Below are 21,491 nucleotides of genomic sequence, written 5' to 3' on the forward strand. Positions count from 1 at the left end.
CAAGCGCTAGAGTGCAGCCCAGATGGAACCTGTAGCATTTCCGATCAGAAGCTGGATGTAGGGAAATGAGGATCTGGCGTATGGATCTTAATAGGGGGGCAAACCCATTCTCCACCGATCCATATGTGAGAAATCACAGGATGATTTCAATATTTTTGTTTTGTGTATAATAATTATTCGTATTTTTATTTTCGCTGTTAAATGGCCTTATGAACCTACTTACTAAAACTTTTCTTGCTGCTAGCATGCTCAGCTTATCAGCCGTTGCGCAGACTGGCCTGTTGGCCAGTGAACTGACTAGCAGCGAGAGACAGGCTTCTGCGAACCATAAGCAAGCGCAGCGATCGCAGCAGCGTATAGACAAAATGGATGACGTGACTCGCGAGATGCGTGCCGAATACCTTGGCACCGAACGCATGTCCGATGTGACCGAGGCATACAACCGCCAGATCAGATTGCTTGTGGAATCACAAGAACGTGAACTGGCTGATTTGAATGCGCAGTTGCAGTCAATTGAGGAGACCGATCAGGCGGTTCTGCCGATGTTGAGTCGCATGGTCGAAACATTGCGCAAATTTGTTGTGGCGGATCTGCCATTTTTGACTGAAGAGCGTCAAAAACGTCTGGATAAGCTTAATGATCTGTTACTGCGAGCAGATGTCAGCGTGGCGGAAAAGTACCGTCAGATTCTTGAAGCTTATATGGTGGAAGTGCGATATGGACGGACGTTTGAAGCCTATAGCGGACGTTTGCATCAGGAAGGAAATAGCCGTCAGGTTAACTTTCTGCGCCTGGGACGCACCGCACTGTATTACCAGACGCTGGGAGGACAGGAGAGTGGGCTTTGGCTGCAGGCGCAAAAGCGTTGGCAGATTCTGACCGAGAAACAGAACCTAGCCCTGCGGAAAGCGATGCAAATTGCTCAGCAACAACAGATCCCTAGCTTGATTGATCTGCCTTTGCCAGCACTGGAGTCCCGCTCATGATAAAGCAGATGATGATTAGTACGTTGTTTTTAGTGGCGGCCAGTATAGCCTACGGTGCCGAGAAAGCTCCGGCAACCCTGGATGGATTGTTACAGGAAGTGCATCAATTCAGTTCCGCGGATCGTGAGTTGAACAAAGCACGAGAGCGGTTGTTCAATGCTGATCTCAATCAGCAGCAAGCGCTGCTCACGAAGAGTAAACATCGTCTGCAAGCGGCAGAAGCCGAGCAGGCACGTCTGAAAAAAGCCTTTGATGACAATGATCTTAAATTGGCTGAGATGGAAGCGCTGATTCAGCAGCGCGCCGGTCAGTTAGGTGAGGTTTTTGGCGTGGCGAAAGAGGAGGCTGACGAGCTGCGTTCACTGTTGGAGGATTCCTTGAGCAGTGCTGACAATCCAGGGCGAGCTGCCCAGTTAGCGTTTGCAGAGTCCAAGCGGATACCAACTTTAAAAGAGCTGGAAACGTTGTGGTATCAGTTGCAGCTGGAGATGATTGCATCGGGTGAAATAAGCCGCTTTGATGCACCTGTTGTGACAGAGGCTGGTAATGCAGTATCCCAGCCTGTGGTGCGTTTTGGTTTGTTTGCTGCGGCAACAGAGCAGGGCGAATTCCTAAACTGGGATGTAAATCAGCAGGTGCTAGCCGTGCTGCCAACCCAGCCGGAAGGGGGGCTGGCACAGCTGTCAGGTTACCTGCAAGGCGTCAGTAATGAAGTACGGGTAGATCCTACCCGTGGTCAGCTGTTTATGCTGCTTGACCGTGAACCCAAACTGATGGAACGCGTACATCAGGGCGGTGAAGTGGGGTACCTGATTCTGGGTTTGGGCGCTTTAGGTTTGCTGGTTGCACTGTTGCAGATGATGAACATGCTAGTTGACGAGATGAAAGTACGGACGCAGCTGCGTCGGGCCGATCACCTCAATCAGAGTAATGCGCTGGGGCGTGTACTGTTGACGGTCAGTGATATGCAATTGAGCCAGGAGCAGCGTGAGCTGAAAGTGGATGAAGCGATTCTTAAAGAGTTACCGCGCATTGAGCGCGGCCAGAGCTTCGTGAAACTACTCGCTGCAGTTGCTCCGCTGTTGGGATTGCTTGGTACCGTGATCGGTATGATTGCCACCTTTCAGAGTATCACTCTGTTTGGTACCAGTGATCCGAAACTGATGGCAGGTGGTATCTCCCAAGCGTTGATAACTACGGTGCTTGGTCTGGTTGTCGCAATCCCACTCCTGTTCTGTCACAGCTACCTGGTTGCACGTGGGCGTCGGTTGACTCAGATCCTGCAGGAGAAAAGCCTGGGTATGTTAGCGGAGGCTGAATCACTGAACGCAAGAGAGGCGTTTGAGCGTGCTGCCTGAACTGCCAACCCTGACTGACTGGCTGTTTGCGCTAGGGCAGTTTTTCCAGACCGGCGGCTGGGTGCTCTATCCGATTTTAGTTGTCAGTTTTTTGATGTTCACGCTGATCATCGAGCGTATTTTGTACCGTGCGGTTAGCTATCCAAGGGAGAAGCAGCGTACGCTGTCCTCGCTGCGTGCGGAGTCTCTTACCGTAAAAAAGCTTAGTCTGCTATGCGAGTTGGATCTGGCGCTCAAGGCGCAGTTTGCACTGATCAAGACGCTGATTGCCCTTTGTCCCTTGATCGGCCTGCTGGGTACCGTCACCGGCATGATTCAGGTATTCGACAGCCTTGCGATTTACGGTACAGGTAATCCCCGATTGATGGCGGCGGGGGTTGCCAGTGCCACCTTTCCAACCATGACTGGCATGGCTGTAGCCGTTGCCGGATTGCTGTTTCACAACCGTTTGTGTCGCTGGTCAGACAATGAGCGTCAGGCCCTGCGTCTTGTGTTGAATGAGAACCCAGGAGAAGCACCGTGCGTCAGCGTCTGAATCTATCGCAACAGCAGGACGATGCTGAAATCAACATGACCCCCATGCTGGATGTGGTGTTTATCATGTTGATTTTCTTTATCGTCTCAACCTCCTTTGTACGAGAGTCCGGTATCGATGTGAATCGTCCGAGCGCAGAAACCAGTCACTCGCAGAGTAAAACGGCCATTCTGGTAGCGATCTCTGCGGATGACGAGATCTGGCTTGATCGCAAGCCGCTGGATCTACGGATGGTGCGCCCCGCGATCGAACGACTGCGGAGCGAACAATCGGAGATTAACGTTGTTGTGCAGGCCGATGAGAACTCCAGTACCGGTCAGTTGATTAGTGTTATCGATCAGCTACGGTTGGCAAAAGTGCAATACACCGTGGCCACTCAGGTGGGTGTGCAGTAATGCTGCGCTTCATGGTTTCAGTGCCGCTTGCGCTGTGTCTGTCATTGCTGCTTTTTTATCTGTTAGCGCTGATTACGAGTGTGGATGACCTGCGAGTGCCAGAACAGCAGTTCATCCCTAATCTGGACTTTCTGCTTGTACGGCAGGAGTCTGAAATCGAACTGCGCAAGCGTCAGCTCCCGCCAGAACCGGAGGAGCTGGTACAGCAGCAACAGCCGGAGATACCGCAACTCCAGCCACAAAGCGCATTGGCGGTAAATGCGGATCTGCCGAACATTGACCTACCCGATATCGACATGGGGATTCAGATAAGCCTATCGCCGTCGCTTCACAATCTGTCAGTGCCTACCCCCACCATGACCATGGATACCAATCCGACGGTGCTCAGCCAATTCCCACCACGCTATCCCCAGCGAGCGCTACGCCGACGTCAGGAGGGCCAGGTGGTAGTCGAGTTCACCATTACCGAAATGGGTACTGTGAAACCGGGTTCGGTTGTGGTGGTGGAATCAACGCCGTCGGGCGTTTTTGACAAGGCTGTTTTGCGTGCCATTCAACGTTGGCGCTTTAAAACGCGTTTAGTGAATGGGCAGCCAGTGCCGTTTAAAGCACGTCAGAAGCTGGAATTTAAGCTGGAGAAGTAGGATGCGCCATTTTTTAATCGCCGTACTCATGCTGCTGCCACTGACGGCCCAAGCGGAAGCGCAGCTTTCGCAGCGGGATTACCAACTCCTGACGCAGGCGTTCAAGCTTATTGAAGCCGAGCAGTACGCTGAAGCGCACAAGTATCTGATGGAGGCCAAAAGTCAGGTCGGGAATGACTATGCCCGTGCTTTGATCTCCCACAATCTGGGGCAGGTTGAGCTGCAGCGCGAGCGTTATGGCAAGGCCCTGGGTCACCTGCGTGATTCGTACGAGTTGAATGCTCTGCCGAAAGAACAGCAGATCAACCTGATCCGTACGCTGGCGCAGCTCAATTGCATAGAAGAGAACTGGAGTACTTGTGCTTCCCTTCTAGAACAGTGGATGCATCAGGCGCCGGGTAAGGTTAAAGGGGACGACCACCTTCTGTTGGCACAGGCTTACAGTCGACTTAAGAAGTGGTCGAAGGTGGTTAAACAGGTCAGCGCCGCCATTAATAGTCGTGACGTGGCGCCGGAGAATTGGTATCAGCTCAAAGTGGTGGCACATATCCGCCTGAGACAGTGGCGGGCGGCGATCCGTGAGCAGAAGCGGCTGATCAGTCACTACGCCGATAAGCCCTTGCACTGGCGCCGTCTTGTATCCCTGCAGCTGGAGGTGAAAGACCAGCAAGCTGCCCTAGCAACACAGCGCATGGGCTTTGAGCGCAATCTACTGCGCAAAGACAGCGACTACCGCCTGCTGGCGGAGATGATGTTGCAAGCTCAGGTTCCTTACTTTGCCGGATTAGTCATTCAGGAGGGGGTGGAGAATGGTGTACTCAACCCTGATAAGAAAACCCTAAAACTCCTGAGTCGCAGTTGGATCCAGGCTCATGAAAGTGAGAAGGCAGTTGATGTGCTTGTACAACTAAACCAGTTGGCTCCAAGCAGACAGAGCCTGACACGGTTGGCGCATATGCAGATTGAGTTGCGGGACTGGCAAGGGGCTCAAGCGACATTGCTGAAAGCGTTAAAGCACAGCCAGGGTAAGCAGGCTCGGTTGCAATTGTTACTAGGTATAACCCGAATTAAGCTCAAAAGTTATGAACAGGCCCGACATGCGTTGTCAGCTGCAGCAGCTGACAAGCAGTTGAAAGCAACCGCTGACGGCTGGGTTCGCTATTTGGACCAGATCAGCTTGGACAGCCCGCAGGCCAAAGCAAGTTGAGTAAATGGACACTTCGTGTTTGTAGGGTGCTAAAGGATACCCTGACCGGGGCTTTGGTAACCAAGGTATTTGACCTGAACAGTCGCATTATACCGATCCCTTCTTTGGAACGCCTCTGAGTATCTCTTTTGGTCTGGAGATACTGGAATGATGGTTGTTATTAATAGTGAAGTAGAGATGAAGTCTACCGCAGATGACGAGACTATTTCAGCGACGAGCCTATGAATAGTCCGGAAAGCTCAGCGTTTATTGGTGCATTTAATGAACAGGAATGGGCTGTTTTGAATGGTCACTTCCGCTTGCGGCAGGCTGGGGAAAGTGACCATAGAGTGATTAGTGCAACTGATCTGCTGGATGAAGACAAGTGTCGTCAGCTGTTGGATCAACTGACACCTGTGCTGAATGCTCCCAACCAGGCGGTGACAGCCTCTTTGTTGGCAAAAAGGATCGCCTTTCTGGCTACGGGAGCTTGCTTGTATTCAATGTCGGTTTACGACAAGGGGCTGTTATTGTCGCGGGATAACAGCCTGATCGAATATGGTCATGAAGATGGCCTCTGGACCTCCTGCATGCCACTGCACTCCATTGCCCCCTCCATTTATGTAGCGGGGCAGAGGGAAGCTTGGCGGGAAGAGTTAGTGTGGTCCCTGTTTGCAGATTTGCTAGCACCTTTATGGGATATCCTGCATAAAGTGGGAGGTATATCGATCCGGAATCTGTGGGAGAACACAGCTGTACGGGTGTACTCAGTGTATGAATGCAAGATGCACAATCTCTGCTCTGAAGCTGCCCGCCAGCAAGCGCAGGCTGACTGTGATTGGTTACTGCAACAGGCCTCCCCTGAGCTGTTTGCTACCAGTTATAACCCCCTGCAGCGTTTTCGCCAGCCAGTCTGCCATACCGATAAAGGCCCCATTCGTTTTCGTCGTACCTGTTGCCTATACCACAAGACAGCAGAACCGAAGAGATACTGTTCCAACTGTTCTTTGTTAAAACCTAAGCCCGGAAAAAACAGACCTGCTTCAAATAATGCGAATATCATTTTATGAGTACACAGGCCTACCAGAGCATACAAGCGCTAGCCTGGCTAATCAGGTTGAGCATACCGGGTGTTGCCAGCACCTAATCTGGGGCAACTGACCAAAACTAGTCAGCTGTATGGTATCCGGCCTTAGCTGAAGAGGATTCAGATGGCTGATTTTATGGTTTCAGTCAGGAGCTACCCGCCTGATTCCAGCTCTATTCCGGAATGCCCCGTGATTCTTCTTCAAACCGCGTTAGGTAGTCAAAAGTTGCACCAGGCAGGCATCATTCTACAGGCTACAGGCCGCTGCTCAGCTATGAGGCTTGCTCGTCTCTGAATTAAGAATGAAATCCAGATAAGATTTCGGTTCTATCTTTGCTTGACTGATATGGCGTCGGCCGCCGTTCATTCGGCTGTCTGGACGCCTAGGGCCAGGCCAATTGTGAGGAATTCCCGACCTTAAAAGGAAGCTTGGGATGTTTATCGATTGCCGGGCGAGAGACGCATAATTCCACTCACAGTAGTCGACGATATCATTGATCCAATGGAAATTGACACCGGAAATCATTTCTATGTTCGAAGTTGATATTGATTCGCCAAAGCTCTGCAGTTCACCAATAGCCCATAGGATACGTCGGGCTCGGAAGTGCCATGGTGATTCAGTGTGGTAATCGATACGATCAAAGGTTAACGGGAACCGCTTCCGATAGTCGGAAGAGGGGCATAGTTTTTTTCCGAGACACTCGAGTAGGCGACCAACGGTCAACCGGTGTGGTTTCCCCGAATCGTTTGAAAAATAGTTTTTGGCAAAATCGTCGACTTGTGCAGCCAATAGCTCGTCGTCGATAGAAGGGCTAACAGTTTTATGAGTTGTTATTGATTTCGGCTGTAGGCCGTACTTTTGTAGCCAAACGCGATCATTATCATAAAGCCAAGACATTGATTTGAAGGCTTGCTTCCATATCTCTTGGATGGTGGCCGTCGGGCGTCGCTGTTTTAAATTGAGCACTTTTTTACGGTGATGTTCTCTTTGGTGAGAACTGAGCTTAGTGTCTCGAAAAGCGCTATTTGTCTCTTGGTGTCTTGAACGTGTTTCTAACTTTAGTTGGACCTCTTCTTTAAGTATTTGCTGTGTAAATCGCTCTACAGACTCGAATAGAAAGAGGCCCAGAAGGATATGGCGAGTGATTGGTGTATCCAGAGCTGACTGGTAGGAAGTCAGCCGCAACCAGTTTTTTCTACGTGCGGATGCATATGCAGTATCAGTATCTTTTATGAACGCCTCACCATAATGATCGATAACAGCGTTCTGAAGCTCTTCAGCAGCTATCCCCTTTCCTCTACTGAATCCTAATTGGCGTGCTTGCTTCTTATAAATAGAAAACAGAAGCGCTGGAGAAATAGGACTTAGGTTTTGTTTAAGGAGGTCATGAGCGAAAACTGCGTATTGGTATGCCTTTTCATCGTTGCTCTGGAGTAAAGAGGAGCTGACGGTAGGTTGCCAACTGCAACGGCATGGTAACCAAGGCATACCCAGCAGCTTCTTCGGAAATAAGAAAGGACAGCTGCAAAGCGGACAGCTACTTAGTAGTGGCGTTTGATGTTTCCAACACACTGAGACCCCAGGAATTTGGTGAGAGCGATGCAAATAGGGAACTCCATGTTCCTTTCGGTCTTCAGCGACACAGTCGATACATAGGTGGGCTTCACCATGCATGCCTACTACTCGGCGCGGGATATGGCTGACTATTTCTGATGAATCCGTCGCAAAGTTTGAAGGTCTATTGGGAGCAAGGAATGGCAAGAATATTGGAAACAGGGTGTTCTCCAACAATAGTGCTTTCAGAGAACTTCTTTGTTCACCTGGTAATCGTTGGGCTAGGACATCGATTCCCACCGGGACAACCTGCTCGAGTGAGAAAGGTTTCTTGCCGAATAACTCATCGAAGGTACCGTTAATTGTCTTGTTACCGGAGAGGATGTGGTAGCGAGACACGCGAGAGATAAGAGACTCATCGGGCAATGAGTGGGGGAAAAAAGGCAGTTGGTGGTTCATCGAGAGGAGCGAAACCAGTTGTGTCAAATTATATTGTTGTCTATTTGATGTGTTTACTGGCTATGAAGAGGTGTTGTGTCAAAATATATAGCCTAACTAGTGTTAACAGACTTACCTGTAACTATCTGATAATTATACATTCCTTGTGTCAAAATGTATTGTTGCTCAACACATAGGTGATTCAGAAATAGCGGCTTCGGCCGCTATTTTTTTCAGGGATAAATCATCTGGTCATGCAATCATTGCGCTGCTGATCCGTGTCAGTGGCTAGCTGATGCGCCCGTCAGCCGTCATCGGTTACACTGCCAAAACAACAATGAAAAGAGCCGCAGGGCCAGGGAACAGCCGGTTCCCAGTGGGGAGGTGTCATGAACGAAACGGTTACCAATTTTGCCATCAACTTTATCGCTTTTACCGGTGCGTTGATGCTGTTACTGGTTGTCGGTGGCCTGATCACCGCAGTGGTGATCTACCAGGTCGACAAACACCAGACCAAACAAGCGATCCGGCGAAACTACCCATTGGTTGGGCGTTTCCGTTATCTGTTTGAGCATATCGGCGAGTTTTTCCGCCAGTACTTCTTTGCCATGGACCGCGAAGAGATGCCGTTTAACCGTGCTCAACGCTCCTGGGTGTACCGTGCGGCCAAGAACGTCGACAACATGATCGCCTTTGGTTCCAGCCGTGATCTGCGTGTACCGGGTACCTATTTGTTTCTCAGCTGTCCGTTCCCAACCTTGAAAGAGGACGCCAGCGCCACTCAGCCGATGCGTATCGGGCAGTTCTGCCGTCAGCCTTACGATGCTCCTTCGTTCTTTAACATCTCTGGGATGAGCTACGGCGCGCTCTCAAAGCCAGCTGTCCTGGCGTTGGCCCGTGGTGCCCGTAAGGCTGGCTGTTGGATGAACACCGGTGAAGGCGGTGTATCGCCGTATCACCTGGAAGGCGATTGCGACATCGTGTATCAGATCGGTACTGCCAAATACGGGGTACGTAACGACCAGGGCCTGCTGGATGACGATAAGTTGCGTGAGAAAGCCGCACTGCCGCAGGTGAAGATGTTTGAAATCAAACTCAGTCAGGGTGCCAAGCCGGGCAAAGGGGGGATCCTGCCGGCGGAAAAAGTAAACGACGAGATCGCAGCGATCCGTGGCATCCCGGTGGGGGAGGCGTCATTAAGTCCGAACCGTCATCCGGATATCGCCTGTGTGGACGATCTGCTGGATATGGTAGCGCGGGTGCGTGAAGTCACCGGCAAGCCCTGTGGCTTCAAGCTGGTGATAGGAGATGCTACCTGGCTGGACGAGTTCTGCGAGAAGGTTAAAGCGCGGGGTATCGAGGCGGCACCTGATTTTATTACCCTCGACAGTTCCGACGGCGGTACCGGTGCCGCACCGATGCCATTGATGGACAGTGTGGGGCTGCCGCTGCGTGAAAGTTTACCGATGCTGGTCAACAAGCTGGTTGCTCATGATTTGCGTGAACGTATCCGCGTGGTGGCGTCAGGTAAGCTGATCAACCCAACCGATGTGGCGGGTGCGATCTGTATGGGGGCCGACTTTGTGGTGTCGGCACGAGGTTATATGTTCGCGCTGGGCTGTATCCAGGCGCTGCAGTGTAATAAGAATACCTGTCCAACCGGCATCACCACCCATAATCCGGATCTGCATCGGGGCTTGGTACCGGAGGATAAAGCGGAGCGGGTGGCCAACTACCACAGCCACCTGGTGCACGAGGTCGAGATGATCGCACACTCCTGTGGTGTGACGGAGCCACGCAAGTTACGCCGTCAGCATGCGGCGATCGTGGTTGAAGGCAGTCGCTCGGTACCGCTGAATATCCTCTATCCGGAATACTGAGCGGTTAACAACTAAAAAAGCCAGCTCTGGAAACAGGGCTGGCTTTTTCATGGCGGCTTATTCGTCGTACCAAAGTTCGGAGATTTCGTCGTGCAGCTTTTTCTCTTCGAAGTGCTGCTCGATGGCGCGACGGGCTCGCAATGAGCGGCTTGACGCGACACGTTTACGGCTTATTTTTTCTTCTTCATCGAAACCGACCAACAGGTCGAAGACTTCCGTCTGAATTTGATTGAGGTCCTGCTCTTTTCTAACCAGCATAACTCTAGCTCCTAGATCATCACAGTCAGGAGATCGCCAGATATATGTTGCCCACCCGGACGACCGGGGATCTCACTGAGATAGCCTACAAAAAGGGATAACAACGCTGGTCCGTTCCAAGCAGATACGCCCTTGGCGTATGGGGAAATCAGCGGAAGCAGTCATCCCTTGGTTTTTCTTTTATCGCAGATATGAACAAATATCAATCAATCTGCGAGACAGGAGGGATGCTAAAGGCTCTCCATTGCAGAAAAATGAAAGCCTGAGAGAAGTGGATAGACCTTAGTATGAGGTGGGTAGGTAAGTTGAAGGCGACCACTTTGGATCGCCTGTTTATCCGGTCTTACTCGCGATCCAGCGTGCTGCGATCGGTGCGACGGATCGGAGGACGTTTGTCGTTCTGGCGCAGGGAACGCAGGCTGCGTTTGATGGTTTTCAGGTGATCCAACAGGCCCGGACCCAGCTTCATCGCCACGCCGACCGCCAGGACGTCAATTACCACCAAATGCACAACACGTGAGGACATCAGGGTACTGAGGTCCTTATCTTCCTCCAGATCGATCGGAATGGCGATGGAGGCCAGATCCGCCAGCGGTGTACCACCCGGACAGAGGGAGATGACGGTAGCGCCGGTCTCTTTCACCAGCTTCACTGTGTGCAGCAGGTCCTTGGTGCGACCGGTCTGGGAGATCGCCACCACCACATCGCCCTCTTTCAGGGTGACTGCGGAGATAGTCTGCATATGTGGATCGGAGTAGGAGGTGGCGTTGATCTGCATACGGTGGAACTTGTGCTGGGCGTCCGTGCAGACCGGCGCCGATGCGCCAAAACCGTAGAATTCAACGCGGGAGGCCTTGGCCAATACCGCAATCGCGTCTTCCAGGATCTGTGGATCCAGCTGCTCGCGGATATTCATCAGGTTGCCGATCATCGAGTCGAAGATCTTGGTCTTGAACTCGGTGACAGTGTCGGTGCGGTTGAGGGAAAACTGCTCGAAGTTGGGGTTGGTCGCCACACCCTGCGCCAGGGTGAGCTTAAAATCCTGGAAGCCATCGTAGTTGAGCGCACGGCAAAAACGCACCACGGTTGGTTCGCTGACATTGGCTTCGGAGGCCAGGTCAACGATACGCATGTGGATCACGTCATTGGGATGTGCCAGCACAAAGTCGGCCACCTTCTGCTCTGATTTACGCAGCTTCGGGCGGGCATCGGCAATGGACTTCAACAGGTTAAAGGAATTCAACGTTTTTCCCCACGGAACAACAAACGGCAAAAGTATAACAAGCTTACGTACATTAGGGACCCTCCATAACGATGTGTAAGGGCTCTACATGTCATTTAGTAACACAATTTGCGGTTCTGCGCTGGTACCAGATGAGGATTGCAGAAGGATCGCTGTCACATGTCAATTGCGGGCTAGCGCTGGCAGTGCTATTTTTTCAAACCGTTGAAGAAAAATAATGTTAAGGGAGTAGGCTAGTGAAACGTCGTCAATTTATACAAGGCGCCGGCGCAGCAACGCTGGCAGCAGGTGCTTTGGCATCCGGCGCAGCTCAGGCAGCACCAGAATTCAAATGGAAAATGGTCACCACCTGGCCAAAGAACTTTCCAGGGCTGGGTACCGGTGCCAACTATCTGGCAAAACTGATCGGTGAGATGACCGGTGGCCGCGTACAGGTAAAAGTGTACGGTGCTAAAGAACTGGTAGGCGCACTGGAGATTTTTGACGCGGTTTCCCGCGGCACTGCAGAGATGGGCCACGGCGCAGCCTACTACTGGAAAGGTAAAAGCGTAGCGGCACAGTTCTTTGCAGCGGTACCGTTTGGTCTGACCGCGCAGGAGATGAACAGCTGGTTGTACCACGGTGGCGGTATGGAGCTGTGGGAAGAGCTGTACGCGAAGTTTGGTCTGGTACCGGGTGCAGCGGGTAGCACCGGTGTCCAGATGGGTGGTTGGTTCAACAAAGAGATCAACAGCCTGTCCGACCTGGAAGGCCTGAAGATGCGTATGCCGGGTCTGGGTGGTGAAGTACTGAAACGTGCCGGTGGTACCCCTGTACTGCTGCCGGGTGGTGAGATCTTCCCAGCACTGCAGTCCGGTGCAATCGATGCAACCGAGTGGGTGGGTCCATACAACGACCTGGCGTTTGGTCTGTATAAGGCGGCCAAATACTACTACTACCCAGGATGGCACGAGCCGGGCACTACCCTGGAAAGCTTCATCAACAAAGAAGCGTTCGAAGCACTGCCGAAAGACCTGCAGGTTGCGGTACGCAACGCAATCCGCGTAGCGAACCAGGACATGCTGGCTGACTTCACAGCGAAGAACAACCGTGCACTGGATCAGCTGGTATCCCAGCACGGTGTGGAACTGCGTAAGTTCCCGGACGAGGTTCTGACCAAGCTGAAAGCACTGTCCGACGAGGTGGTGAAAGAGGAAGCGGCGAAAGATCCGATGGCACAGAAAGTGTACGACTCTTTCATCAAGTTCCGCGAGCAGGCGACTGCATGGCACGCGGTATCCGAGCAGGCTTACCTGAACGCACGTACTCTGTAAGTTTCCTCGCAGGCAATAAAAAAGCAGGCTTTTTAGCCTGCTTTTTTTGTGTCCGGATAAACTGCAGCAGCCGACTGGTGCTGCAGTTAAAGGGCGTTAGCCGTACACCACTTCCGGCAGCCAGGTTGCCAGGCTTGGCCAGTAAGCCAGCAATGCCAGGGCAGCCAGCTGGATGATGATAAACGGCACCACACCACGGTAGATCTGCATGGTGGAGATGCTATCCGGGGCCACGCCACGCAGGTAGAAGAGGGCGAAACCAAACGGCGGCGTCAGGAACGAGGTCTGCAGGTTCAGCGCCAGCATCACACCCAGCCACACCGGATCCAGACCCATGTTCAGCAGAATAGGGGCAACGATTGGCACCACCACGAAGGTGATCTCGATAAAGTCGAGGAAGAAGCCAAGCAGGAAAATGACCAGCATCACCAGCAGCATCGCGCCAAATACACCACCCGGCAGGTCGTTCAGGAAGTCACGTACCATGTCGTCACCGCCGTAACCACGGAATACCAGCGAGAAGATAGACGCCCCCACCAGGATGATAAACACCATGGAGCTCACCTGGGTGGTGGAACGCATCACCTCGCGCAGCACGCTCAGGCTGAAGCTCTTGCGCATGACTGCCAGCACAATGGCACCTACTGCGCCCACAGACGCTGCTTCAGTTGGCGTCGCCAGACCACCCAGGATGGAACCCAGTACCAGTGCAACCAGCAGCACCGGTGGCACCAGCGCGTGCATCACACGACCGGTCAGGTTCTCGACCGCGGCACGTTCCTCTTCTGGGATCGCCGGAACAGAATCAGGTTTAGTGATCGCCTTGAACACCAGGTACATCACGTAGGCGGCAACCAGCAGCAGGCCCGGAATGAGTGCACCCAGGAAGAGGTCGCCCACGGTAACCGTATCCGGTGAGAAGATGCCCTGATCCAGCTGTGCTTGCTGGTAGGCGGAGGAGATCACATCACCCAGCAGGACCAGTACGATGGACGGTGGAATGATCTGACCCAGGGTACCGGAGGCACAGATGGTGCCGGTGGCGATCGATGGATCGTAACCACGGCGTAGCATGGTGGGCAGGGAGAGCAGACCCATGGTCACCACGGTCGCACCGACGATACCGGTCGATGCTGCCAGCAGCATACCTACCAGGGTCACGGAGATACCCAGACCACCACGCATCGGGCCGAACAGCAGCGCCATGGTGTCGAGCAACTCTTCGGCGATCTTGGATTTCTCCAGCATCACACCCATGAACACAAACAGCGGTACCGCGATCAGTACCTCGTTGTTCATGATGCCAAACAGACGGTTGGGGATCGCCTCCAGGAACACGGCATCGAAGTGACCGGTGTACGCGCCGATCGCGGCAAACAGCAGGCCGGTACCCGCCAGGGAGAAGGCAACCGAGTAGCCCAGCAGCAGGACAACAATCGCGCCGATAAACAACAGCAGCGGCAGAAACTCCATCATAGCGCGTGGCCCTCCTCTTCCTCTAACAGATGTCCTTTGCCGGTCAGTACCAGAATGCTGCGCAGGATTTCACCGATGCCCTGCAGGATGATCATCGCTGGCATCAGCAACAGGCTGGTCTTCAGGATGTAGCGCAGCGGGATACCGCCGGCTTCCTGCGAACCTTCGGTCAGTTCCCAGGAGGTCGCCACGTACTCCCAGGAGATATAAAAGATAAATGCCGCCACCGGGATCAGCAGACAGGTCGTGCCGAACAGGTTGATGATCGCCTTACCCTTTTCACTCATCGGGCGGTAGAAGATATCGACGCGCACATGGCCGTCGTGTTTCAGGGTATACGCCGCACCTAGCAGGAATACGAAACTGTGCATGTAGATCACAGATTCCTGCAGGGCAACGTTGCCCACGTTAAACAGATAACGCATTACCACGATGGTAAACGTGGCCAGCACCATGGCCAGGGTCAACCAGGAGATAGCCCGGCCAGACCACTCACTGATTGCATCAATCAGACGCACAATAGTGCTTAGAGCTGAGTTGTTAGAGGAGGTCATACGGTTGATTACCCTATGAAGCTTTTTATTGTTAGCCCGGAAGTATAACAATTTTGCTCAATTTAGCGGCATTCGTAGTATCACGTAACTTGATCTTATTCGGATATTTGCTGGAAAAACCGTACAATAGGCGCAACTAATCAGTCCCTATCGGTGGAGAGCAGAGACTATGTCCGATCAGTCTATGAAAACGCAGCTGGCGGAGCTGCAAGACTGGCAGCTGGTTGCCTTCAGTGCAGCCTTGAGTGAACGTATGTTCCCAAACTTTGCGCTTTTCTCGCGCCTGGTTGAATTTGGCAACGCCCAGCAGTTGCGCCAGATCCTCAACGGCGTGTGGGACAAGCTGGGTAACACCGGTGCCAAGATGAACTTCGAAGTTCAGCTGGACAAGGTGGAAGCCAACATTCCCGACCTGGAAGAGTTCTCCATGTACGGTGCGTTGCCTGCCAATGATGCCGTGGTGGCCCTGTTCTCCACGCTGAACATCATCCTGGCAGCCGATCCGGAAGAGGCGGCCAACGTGGCCAACCTGTCCCGTGAATGCGTGGCCAGCTTTATCGAGATCAGCGAAGCGGACGATCAGCTATCCGATGAAGAGGTGGTGCGCCTGATCAACACCCACGAGATGATGGAGCAGGAAGAGGCGTTTCAGGAGGAAGTACTGGAGCGTGTGACATCCAGCAAGAAACCCAACAAAGACCTGATCGCTGCACTGCGTGAGCTGGCGCACAACGAAGGCTTCAGCAACATCGGGATCACGGACAGCGAATGATACTGCGAATCGGACTGTTTCTGCTGATCGTGCCCGGTGTGGTCATGATGGCGTTCTATCTCAATGAACTCTCGGTGGTGAAGGAGTGTCTCAGCGCCGGGGGCTCCTACGACTACCTCAATGCGGTCTGCGACCAGGCAAAAAAGCACCCGTTCAGCCCGTTTATGGTGCGTAACCCACTGCTGGTAAATGGCGGCATGCTGCTCTCTGTAGTCGGTCTGTTCTTCTGCCTGGCCGGTCTGTACACCCGCGCCCGCTAAGCCCAAGGAAAGCTCTAAGGATTTTCACGATGAAAAAGAAACTGTGGATGGCGCTGCTGGCGTTGGTTGTGCTCGGTGGACTGGTGCTGGTGTGGATGTATAACAGCGGCTGGGTAGATGACTTTAATGCCGAGCAGAACCGGGTGCTGCAGGAACGTACCGAAGCGGGTCTGCAGTTTGGCGCGCGTGCCAACCAACAGCAGTGCCTGGATCAGGCGCTGGCCGACTTCGATGGTTGCATGGGCTACCAGTGCACCGTGGCGTCGGGTCGATTCCTCAAGGCTTGCCTGAGCAAAGCCTCCATCAGTGAAGGTTTCTGTGACGGTGTACCCGAGTTCCGCGAGAAACCAACCGAAGACGATAAAGAGTGGGCCAAGGATTACTGCCTGGACAACAATATCCGCGGCGACAACTGCCGTTTGCTGATGCGCCAGCAGCAGCTGTTCTGTAGCCAGTAATCTGACGGCAAGCTGACCTCTCTCAACACGAGTTAACCCATATTCCTGTAGTATCTCGATCAGTCGCAAATGACTAGTATTAATTGGGGAATATGGCGCTCTGGTTCAGGTTCGAACTAGCAGAGCCTGCCCGCGGATGACCGCTGTGTTAGCGCTTCATCCGTGGGGAAATAGAGCATGCTTGCGAAGTAGATTCTGCATGGAAAATCATAAAGTTCTCTTTATCGGACCTGTCGGTTCAGGTAAGACCACTGCCATCCGCTCGATCAGTGATATCGACTGCCTCGATACCGAAGCGCAGGTATCCGACGTGACCGGGCGTCGCAAGCAGACCACCACCGTGGCGATGGACTATGGCCGCCTGACCCTGAGTGAAGAATCCCGCGTCCATCTGTACGGTACCCCGGGACAGGCCCGTTTCCGCTTTATGTGGGAGCTGCTCTCCGAAGAGATCGCCAAAGATTGTGCTGGTGTGGTGATGATGATCGACAACACCCGCAACTACCCAATGCGCGATCTGAAATACTACGCCCGCGAATTTGCCAACGTCATCGACGGTAAACGGCTGGTCATTGCCGTGACCCGATCCGACCTACGGGCGCGCCCGTCGACGGAGGAATACTACGGCCTGTTAAAGGAGCTGGGTAAAGAGGCCGCGGTGTGTTTTATCGACGGCCGCCGCAAATCGGACCTGCTTAGCCTGGTGGAGCTGATCCTTGAAGGGCAGAGTGACTACTCCGAATGGGCCACGCTGAAGCGTCTGGCCGAAGCTGAACAGAAGGACATGGAGTTCACCAGCAACGGCGCCGAGCTGGAGATAGACGAATACCAGGGCGAGCAGGTGGTGATCAAGGAAAGTGTGGTCAACGGCCTGCTCAACATCGAAGGTGTACAAGGCCTGGCTGCCACCGACGCCAACGGCGACCTGGTGACCTCCTCACTGGAGGGCAGTCAGCTGGAGAACTTTATCGCACTGGTTTCCGGCATCGTACAGGACCAGGGTGAAAACTCCTCATTGGGACAGGTGAATAACGTGGTGTTCCGCGACCGTCATGAAAACAACCTGTCAGTGTTTGTTTGGGAAGGGATGGCCTTAGGCGTGGTGTCCAGCCGAAAAACATCGACCCGCATGATCCGTCAGCAGGTGAATGATCTGCTGCAGTGGGGGTAAAGCGTGTTAAGTATTCTGCATGATCTCGAAGCCTACAGTGGCGCTAAGCACAGTGGAGTAAGCTGGCAGGGCAACCTGATCGCCTCCACCTGTCCGGCAGACCTGCAACAGGACCTGATCCGCAGTCAGAGTGTGGTGGCACAGCTGTTTTCGGGTATTAACGATTGTGGCCACAACTACGCCGAACTACACCTGGAGCTGGACCGCCACCTGCTGCTGGCTTACCGGCTTTCGGATGACTGCACGCTGCTGATGCTGACCCGCAAAGGGGTTAACATGGCGCTGATGACCACTTCGGTGCGCTCGGTGAAAAAGCGTATCCTCGACTCCCTCAGCAAATCCGCGGAGCTGCCATCGTCTGATCTGCAGCCGGTGTTCCCGGTGGGGGAAACCGGTTTTATCCAGGCGGGTGCCGTGCAGGATCAGGAAGACGCGGCGGCCCTGAGTGAGCTGATGAACAAGTTGTGTGACAAGATGGTCGACCTGCTGGGTTCCAGCGGCGCGATCAGCTTCTACCGTATCCTCAACGAGTGGAAACGCCAGTACGGCATGAACAAGTACAAGCTACCGGCGCTGCTCAAGTTGCTGGCGGCGGAACTGGCGGGCGACCAGCGCGAGCAGTTCCTGAAAGAGTCCGTAGTGATAACCCGCGAGCTGGTTCACCGTAACTGATACCTTAGTTTCTTCGCGTATCTTATGCCTAAACCCAAGCAACGCCTTGGGTAACTCCTTCTTTTTACTGCAGTAATTTATAGTCTTTTTCTCCATGACCTCCTTTTTTCAGGCATACAGCGGCGTGCCGGCCGTACGTCATACAAACGTCACATCCTGATGGTTCCATTGCGTTCTTGATTTTCATTCGCGGGGCAGCGGAATGCCCCGTGTCGGACCGCAAGCGGAATTACACAGGCGTATGTCAGAACTCAAACTTATCTTTGCAGGACCGGTCGGTGCAGGCAAAACCACGGCCATCAATGTCCTCAGCGATAAACCCAGCCTGAACACAGACAAAGCGGTTTCCGATGTTACGGCGGCGCGTAAGGCGACCACCACCGTAGCGATGGATTACGGATGTCTGAATCTGAACGAAACCCAGAAAATCCATCTGTACGGCACCCCCGGGCAGATGCGTTTTCGTTTTATGTGGGAACTGCTGACCAATGAACTGGCTGCAGACTGCGCAGGCCTGGTGCTGTTGATCGACAACACCCGGGCGTCCCCCTTCCGGGACCTGAAGTATTACGCGCAGGAGTTTTCCAACCTGATTGCACGCAAGAAGCTGATCATCGGCGTGACCCGCTCTGACCTGAGAGCCGAACCCGAGCGGGCCCAGTACGAGAGCTGGGTGGAAGAGCTGGGGCTCACCGCAGAGGTGGTCTTTTTGGATGCGCGCCGCAAAAGCGACATGCTGGCATTGCTGCAGCGTTTTATCGGCGACCGCGTGGATGCGGACTGGCCGCAGTTGCTGGCCGATGCTGACAACGCGCCCGAGCGGACCCTGCCCACGGTTGAGCAGGCACCGGCTCAGGTCAGCGATTACCTTGGAGAGAACATCGTCATGAAAGATTCCATAGTGGATGACGTCCTGAACATCAAAGGCGTAGAGGGTGCGGCACTGGCAACCGCAATGGGCGATATCGTGACCTCGTCACTGGATGATACCGAGCTGGATGACTTTATCGGCTTTATGGCGGGCATCGTGCCGGTCTTTGAGCAGGTATCCGACTTGGGCCAGGTACAGAGTGTAGTGCTGAAAAGCGACAACAGCGAGAACCTGTCGGTGTACGTGGAAGAGGAACAGGTACTGGGCGTTGTATCGTCCAACCGCACCTCCGTCCGCATTTTGCGCCAGCAACTCGATGATCTGCTGCAGTGGGGATAACAGGCGATGCAAAACATACTGAAAGATCTTGAGATCCTGGGCGGCGTGCAGCACGGCTGTGTGATTCATCAGGATCAGGTGCAGGCCTCCACTTTCCCGAGCATCCTCAACGACAACCTCACCGGCGTCGCCAAGGTGATGACCCAGATCTTTATGGGCGTTGAGGGGGTGCAGCGTAACCATCGCGAAATCCACGTGGAACTCGAAGATAACCTGCTGATCGGCTACCGCCTGGAAAATGGTGCGATCCTCGCGCTTCTGGCAGAGAAAAACATCAACCTTGCGTTGATCAAGACTGCAGTGCGTTCCGCCACGGCGAGGCTGCTGGCAACACTCAACGAAAGTGTGGCGGCTACCGAACCGGTGCAGGCAGCTGTGGCTGAAAAGACGGCCGAGGAGGCGGTGTCTGCAGCGCCTGAAGCCATTTCGTCGGAAAAGCTGGATGTGCATATGGAGAAACTCAAGCTGTTGCTGGCCGAGCAGATCGGGCCTGCAGCCCGCGTGGTATTCGGACGTGCTCAAAACAGCTGGCAGGCGGCAGGTGAGCCCCTGACCGGTCTGTGTGACCGTCTGGCTGAATTTATCGATAACGAACAGAAGCGAGCGGAGTTCCTCCGCCGTGCCAACGCATCACTGCCTAAAGGATAGAACGGAGAAACGCGGTGAAAACGATCAAGTCGAAAGTTGAACGTGTCCTGATACTGGTGGCCCTGCTGCCGGTGCTGGTTCTGGCGGGTTACGTCTACTACTCCACCACTGACGCTCTGAAAAGCGCCAGTGTGAGCAACCTGGAACGTCAAGTTCAGCTGCTGTCCGGCTCCGCGTTTGGGGTGCTGAAGCATGTGCCGGGTGACCTGAGTTACCTGCGTGATTCCGCCTCCATGTTCCAGTACGGGCGTGCTCTTGTAATCAAGGACCAGAACACGCTGGATGTGAACGGACGTGCCCTGGCGCGTGACTTCCTGAGCCTGGCCAAGAACCGCCGCATCTACAACCAGCTGCGTTTTATCGCTGCTGACGGGCAGGAACTGATCCGTATCGAACACAACGAAGAGCAGGGCTACAGCCGCGTTTTGCAGCCGGACCAGCTGCGTAACAAGAGCAACAGCGTTTACTTCCGTGAAGCGGCCAAACTGGAGTTTGGTCAGACCTACGTCTCCCCGATCGACCTGAACCGTGAAGACGGCGAACTGGAAGATCCGGTCCGCCCAACCATTCGTTTTGCTACCCCAATCTTCGCGGTGGGTAACCGCCTGGTGGGTGTGCTGATCCTGAACGTGGATGCCAACGCCTTCCTCAAACAGATCAAGGATGCTTCTACCCCGGGTGGTGTACAGTTTGCGCTGGTGGATGACCACGGTTACTACCTGGCGAACAGCAACGCTGAGCTGGAGTGGGGCAGCGCCCGCGACCTGAACCACGGCAAGTCCATGCCTGTGGATCGGCCGATGCTGGCGCGTGAAGTGCTGGCGGTGAGTGGTAGCGCCCAGATCGACCTGAGCGATGACCTGGTTGCTGTAACACCGTTGTACGCAGACGAGCAGCAACAACACGTGATGGGTCGCCTGGTGGCGATTGCACCGAAGTCCGTGGTGTTGAAACTGTTGGATAACTTCGTTATTGCACTGGGTATCTTTGTGGTTGTGGCAGTGGCGCTGGCAATTGTTATCGCTAAAACATTGTCTCGCTCCCTAACGAGCCCGCTGATCTACCTGACTCAAGCCGCCGACAAGCTGAGTAAGGGGGAGGTGGACACCGCGATCACCATCACCTCCAACGATGAGATCCAGCGCCTGGCGGAAGCGTTTGAGCGTCTGCGCGAGTCAGTGAAGATCCTGATGAAGCTTGGCTAAATTGTTGCGCGTTGTTGCGCAATCAATAAAAAAGGCCGCAATCGCGGGCTCAGACTGCTGACAAAGCTCTGGTATTTTTACCGGAGCTTTGTTTTATTGGTCTGATGTTAAAAGAACAAGCCGCACAGCAATTTGAATTGGAAATGGTCACGCTAGACTCTCTGGTGCCCCAGGACCATCTTCTGCG

At 53.7% G+C, this 21,491-nt stretch carries 22 protein-coding genes; 17 read left to right on the plus strand and 5 right to left on the minus strand.

The window, feature by feature from the left end:
* Positions 1-245 precede the first annotated feature (245 nt).
* The 7 genes from ACEQ15_RS17120 to ACEQ15_RS17150 all read left to right on the plus strand — a co-directional run bounded on the left by ACEQ15_RS17120 (position 246) and on the right by ACEQ15_RS17150 (position 6,174).
* Positions 246-986, plus strand: a complete 741-nt coding sequence (locus ACEQ15_RS17120) for a DUF3450 domain-containing protein (protein WP_370280463.1) — start codon at positions 246-248, stop codon at positions 984-986.
* Between the two features lie 8 nt (positions 987-994).
* Entirely contained in the window at positions 995-2,344 is a 1,350-nt protein-coding gene (locus ACEQ15_RS17125) for a MotA/TolQ/ExbB proton channel family protein (protein WP_372530385.1), read from the plus strand.
* The gene (locus tag ACEQ15_RS17130) at positions 2,334-2,879 is read left to right on the plus strand and encodes a MotA/TolQ/ExbB proton channel family protein (protein WP_370280486.1); all 546 of its coding nucleotides are present in this window, start codon (positions 2,334-2,336) and stop codon (positions 2,877-2,879) included. The genes ACEQ15_RS17125 and ACEQ15_RS17130 overlap by 11 nt, the downstream gene beginning before the upstream one ends.
* Positions 2,864-3,274 (plus strand): ExbD/TolR family protein, encoded by a 411-nt coding sequence (locus ACEQ15_RS17135; protein WP_370280466.1) that lies wholly within the window; start codon positions 2,864-2,866, stop codon positions 3,272-3,274. Before ACEQ15_RS17130 ends, ACEQ15_RS17135 begins: the two co-directional genes overlap by 16 nt.
* A complete protein-coding gene (locus tag ACEQ15_RS17140) occupies positions 3,274-3,918 on the plus strand; it encodes an energy transducer TonB (protein WP_370280468.1) in 645 nt (214 codons plus the stop codon). The genes ACEQ15_RS17135 and ACEQ15_RS17140 overlap by 1 nt, the downstream gene beginning before the upstream one ends.
* 1 nt (position 3,919) lies before the next feature.
* Positions 3,920-5,125: a tetratricopeptide repeat protein gene (locus ACEQ15_RS17145; RefSeq protein WP_370280469.1), complete on the plus strand. Its 1,206-nt coding sequence runs from the start codon at positions 3,920-3,922 to the stop codon at positions 5,123-5,125.
* Positions 5,126-5,346: 221 nt separating this feature from the next.
* Complete coding sequence (locus ACEQ15_RS17150) at positions 5,347-6,174, plus strand: IucA/IucC family C-terminal-domain containing protein (protein WP_370280470.1); 828 nt, start codon at positions 5,347-5,349, stop codon at positions 6,172-6,174.
* Positions 6,175-6,459: 285 nt separating this feature from the next.
* On the opposite strand, the gene ACEQ15_RS17155 is transcribed toward ACEQ15_RS17150, so the two are convergent.
* Positions 6,460-8,205 carry a TnsD family Tn7-like transposition protein gene (locus ACEQ15_RS17155; RefSeq protein WP_370280471.1) on the minus strand — a complete coding sequence of 582 codons (1,746 nt, stop codon included), beginning with the start codon at positions 8,203-8,205 and terminating at the stop codon, positions 6,460-6,462.
* A gap of 368 nt (positions 8,206-8,573) precedes the next feature.
* Here ACEQ15_RS17155 and ACEQ15_RS17160 point away from each other — a divergent pair, with 368 nt between their 5' ends.
* Positions 8,574-10,064: an FMN-binding glutamate synthase family protein gene (locus ACEQ15_RS17160; RefSeq protein WP_370280472.1), complete on the plus strand. Its 1,491-nt coding sequence runs from the start codon at positions 8,574-8,576 to the stop codon at positions 10,062-10,064.
* A 57-nt stretch (positions 10,065-10,121) separates the two neighbouring features.
* Here ACEQ15_RS17160 and ACEQ15_RS17165 read toward each other — a convergent pair whose 3' ends face one another.
* Both ACEQ15_RS17165 and ACEQ15_RS17170 read right to left on the minus strand, forming a co-directional pair.
* Complete coding sequence (locus ACEQ15_RS17165) at positions 10,122-10,322, minus strand: PA3496 family putative envelope integrity protein (protein ID WP_370280473.1); 201 nt, start codon at positions 10,320-10,322, stop codon at positions 10,122-10,124.
* A gap of 343 nt (positions 10,323-10,665) precedes the next feature.
* Positions 10,666-11,565: a MurR/RpiR family transcriptional regulator gene (locus tag ACEQ15_RS17170; RefSeq protein WP_370280474.1), complete on the minus strand. Its 900-nt coding sequence runs from the start codon at positions 11,563-11,565 to the stop codon at positions 10,666-10,668.
* Positions 11,566-11,801: 236 nt separating this feature from the next.
* On the opposite strand from ACEQ15_RS17170, the gene ACEQ15_RS17175 reads away from it, so the two are divergent.
* Positions 11,802-12,878: a TRAP transporter substrate-binding protein gene (locus ACEQ15_RS17175; RefSeq protein ID WP_370280475.1), complete on the plus strand. Its 1,077-nt coding sequence runs from the start codon at positions 11,802-11,804 to the stop codon at positions 12,876-12,878.
* Positions 12,879-12,974: 96 nt separating this feature from the next.
* On the opposite strand, the gene ACEQ15_RS17180 is transcribed toward ACEQ15_RS17175, so the two are convergent.
* Together ACEQ15_RS17180 and ACEQ15_RS17185 are read right to left on the minus strand one after the other, a co-directional pair.
* Entirely contained in the window at positions 12,975-14,354 is a 1,380-nt protein-coding gene (locus tag ACEQ15_RS17180; RefSeq protein WP_370280476.1) for a TRAP transporter large permease subunit, read from the minus strand.
* Complete coding sequence (locus ACEQ15_RS17185; protein WP_370280477.1) at positions 14,351-14,908, minus strand: TRAP transporter small permease subunit; 558 nt, start codon at positions 14,906-14,908, stop codon at positions 14,351-14,353. The genes ACEQ15_RS17180 and ACEQ15_RS17185 overlap by 4 nt, the downstream gene beginning before the upstream one ends.
* Before the next feature lie 169 nt (positions 14,909-15,077).
* On the opposite strand from ACEQ15_RS17185, the gene ACEQ15_RS17190 reads away from it, so the two are divergent.
* The 8 genes from ACEQ15_RS17190 to ACEQ15_RS17225 all read left to right on the plus strand — a co-directional run bounded on the left by ACEQ15_RS17190 (position 15,078) and on the right by ACEQ15_RS17225 (position 21,304).
* Positions 15,078-15,680, plus strand: coding sequence for a YjaG family protein (locus tag ACEQ15_RS17190; RefSeq protein WP_370280478.1), 603 nt, complete (start codon positions 15,078-15,080; stop codon positions 15,678-15,680).
* Positions 15,677-15,940: a hypothetical protein gene (locus ACEQ15_RS17195; protein WP_370280479.1), complete on the plus strand. Its 264-nt coding sequence runs from the start codon at positions 15,677-15,679 to the stop codon at positions 15,938-15,940. Before ACEQ15_RS17190 ends, ACEQ15_RS17195 begins: the two co-directional genes overlap by 4 nt.
* Positions 15,941-15,969: 29 nt before the next feature.
* Positions 15,970-16,398, plus strand: coding sequence for a hypothetical protein (locus ACEQ15_RS17200; RefSeq protein ID WP_370280480.1), 429 nt, complete (start codon positions 15,970-15,972; stop codon positions 16,396-16,398).
* Between the two features lie 199 nt (positions 16,399-16,597).
* Positions 16,598-17,569 (plus strand): ATP/GTP-binding protein, encoded by a 972-nt coding sequence (locus ACEQ15_RS17205; protein WP_370280481.1) that lies wholly within the window; start codon positions 16,598-16,600, stop codon positions 17,567-17,569.
* Between the two features lie 3 nt (positions 17,570-17,572).
* Complete coding sequence (locus tag ACEQ15_RS17210; RefSeq protein WP_370280482.1) at positions 17,573-18,241, plus strand: hypothetical protein; 669 nt, start codon at positions 17,573-17,575, stop codon at positions 18,239-18,241.
* Between the two features lie 241 nt (positions 18,242-18,482).
* Positions 18,483-19,451, plus strand: a complete 969-nt coding sequence (locus ACEQ15_RS17215) for an ATP/GTP-binding protein (RefSeq protein WP_370280483.1) — start codon at positions 18,483-18,485, stop codon at positions 19,449-19,451.
* Between the two features lie 6 nt (positions 19,452-19,457).
* A complete protein-coding gene (locus ACEQ15_RS17220) occupies positions 19,458-20,099 on the plus strand; it encodes a hypothetical protein (protein ID WP_370280484.1) in 642 nt (213 codons plus the stop codon).
* A gap of 14 nt (positions 20,100-20,113) precedes the next feature.
* On the plus strand, positions 20,114-21,304 hold the full coding sequence (locus ACEQ15_RS17225; protein WP_370280485.1) for a HAMP domain-containing protein: 1,191 nt from the start codon (positions 20,114-20,116) through the stop codon (positions 21,302-21,304).
* Positions 21,305-21,491: the final 187 nt, after the last annotated feature.

The organism is Pontibacterium sp. (genome assembly GCF_964228735.1).
Taxonomy (GTDB): Bacteria; Pseudomonadota; Gammaproteobacteria; order Pseudomonadales; family Balneatricaceae; genus Pontibacterium.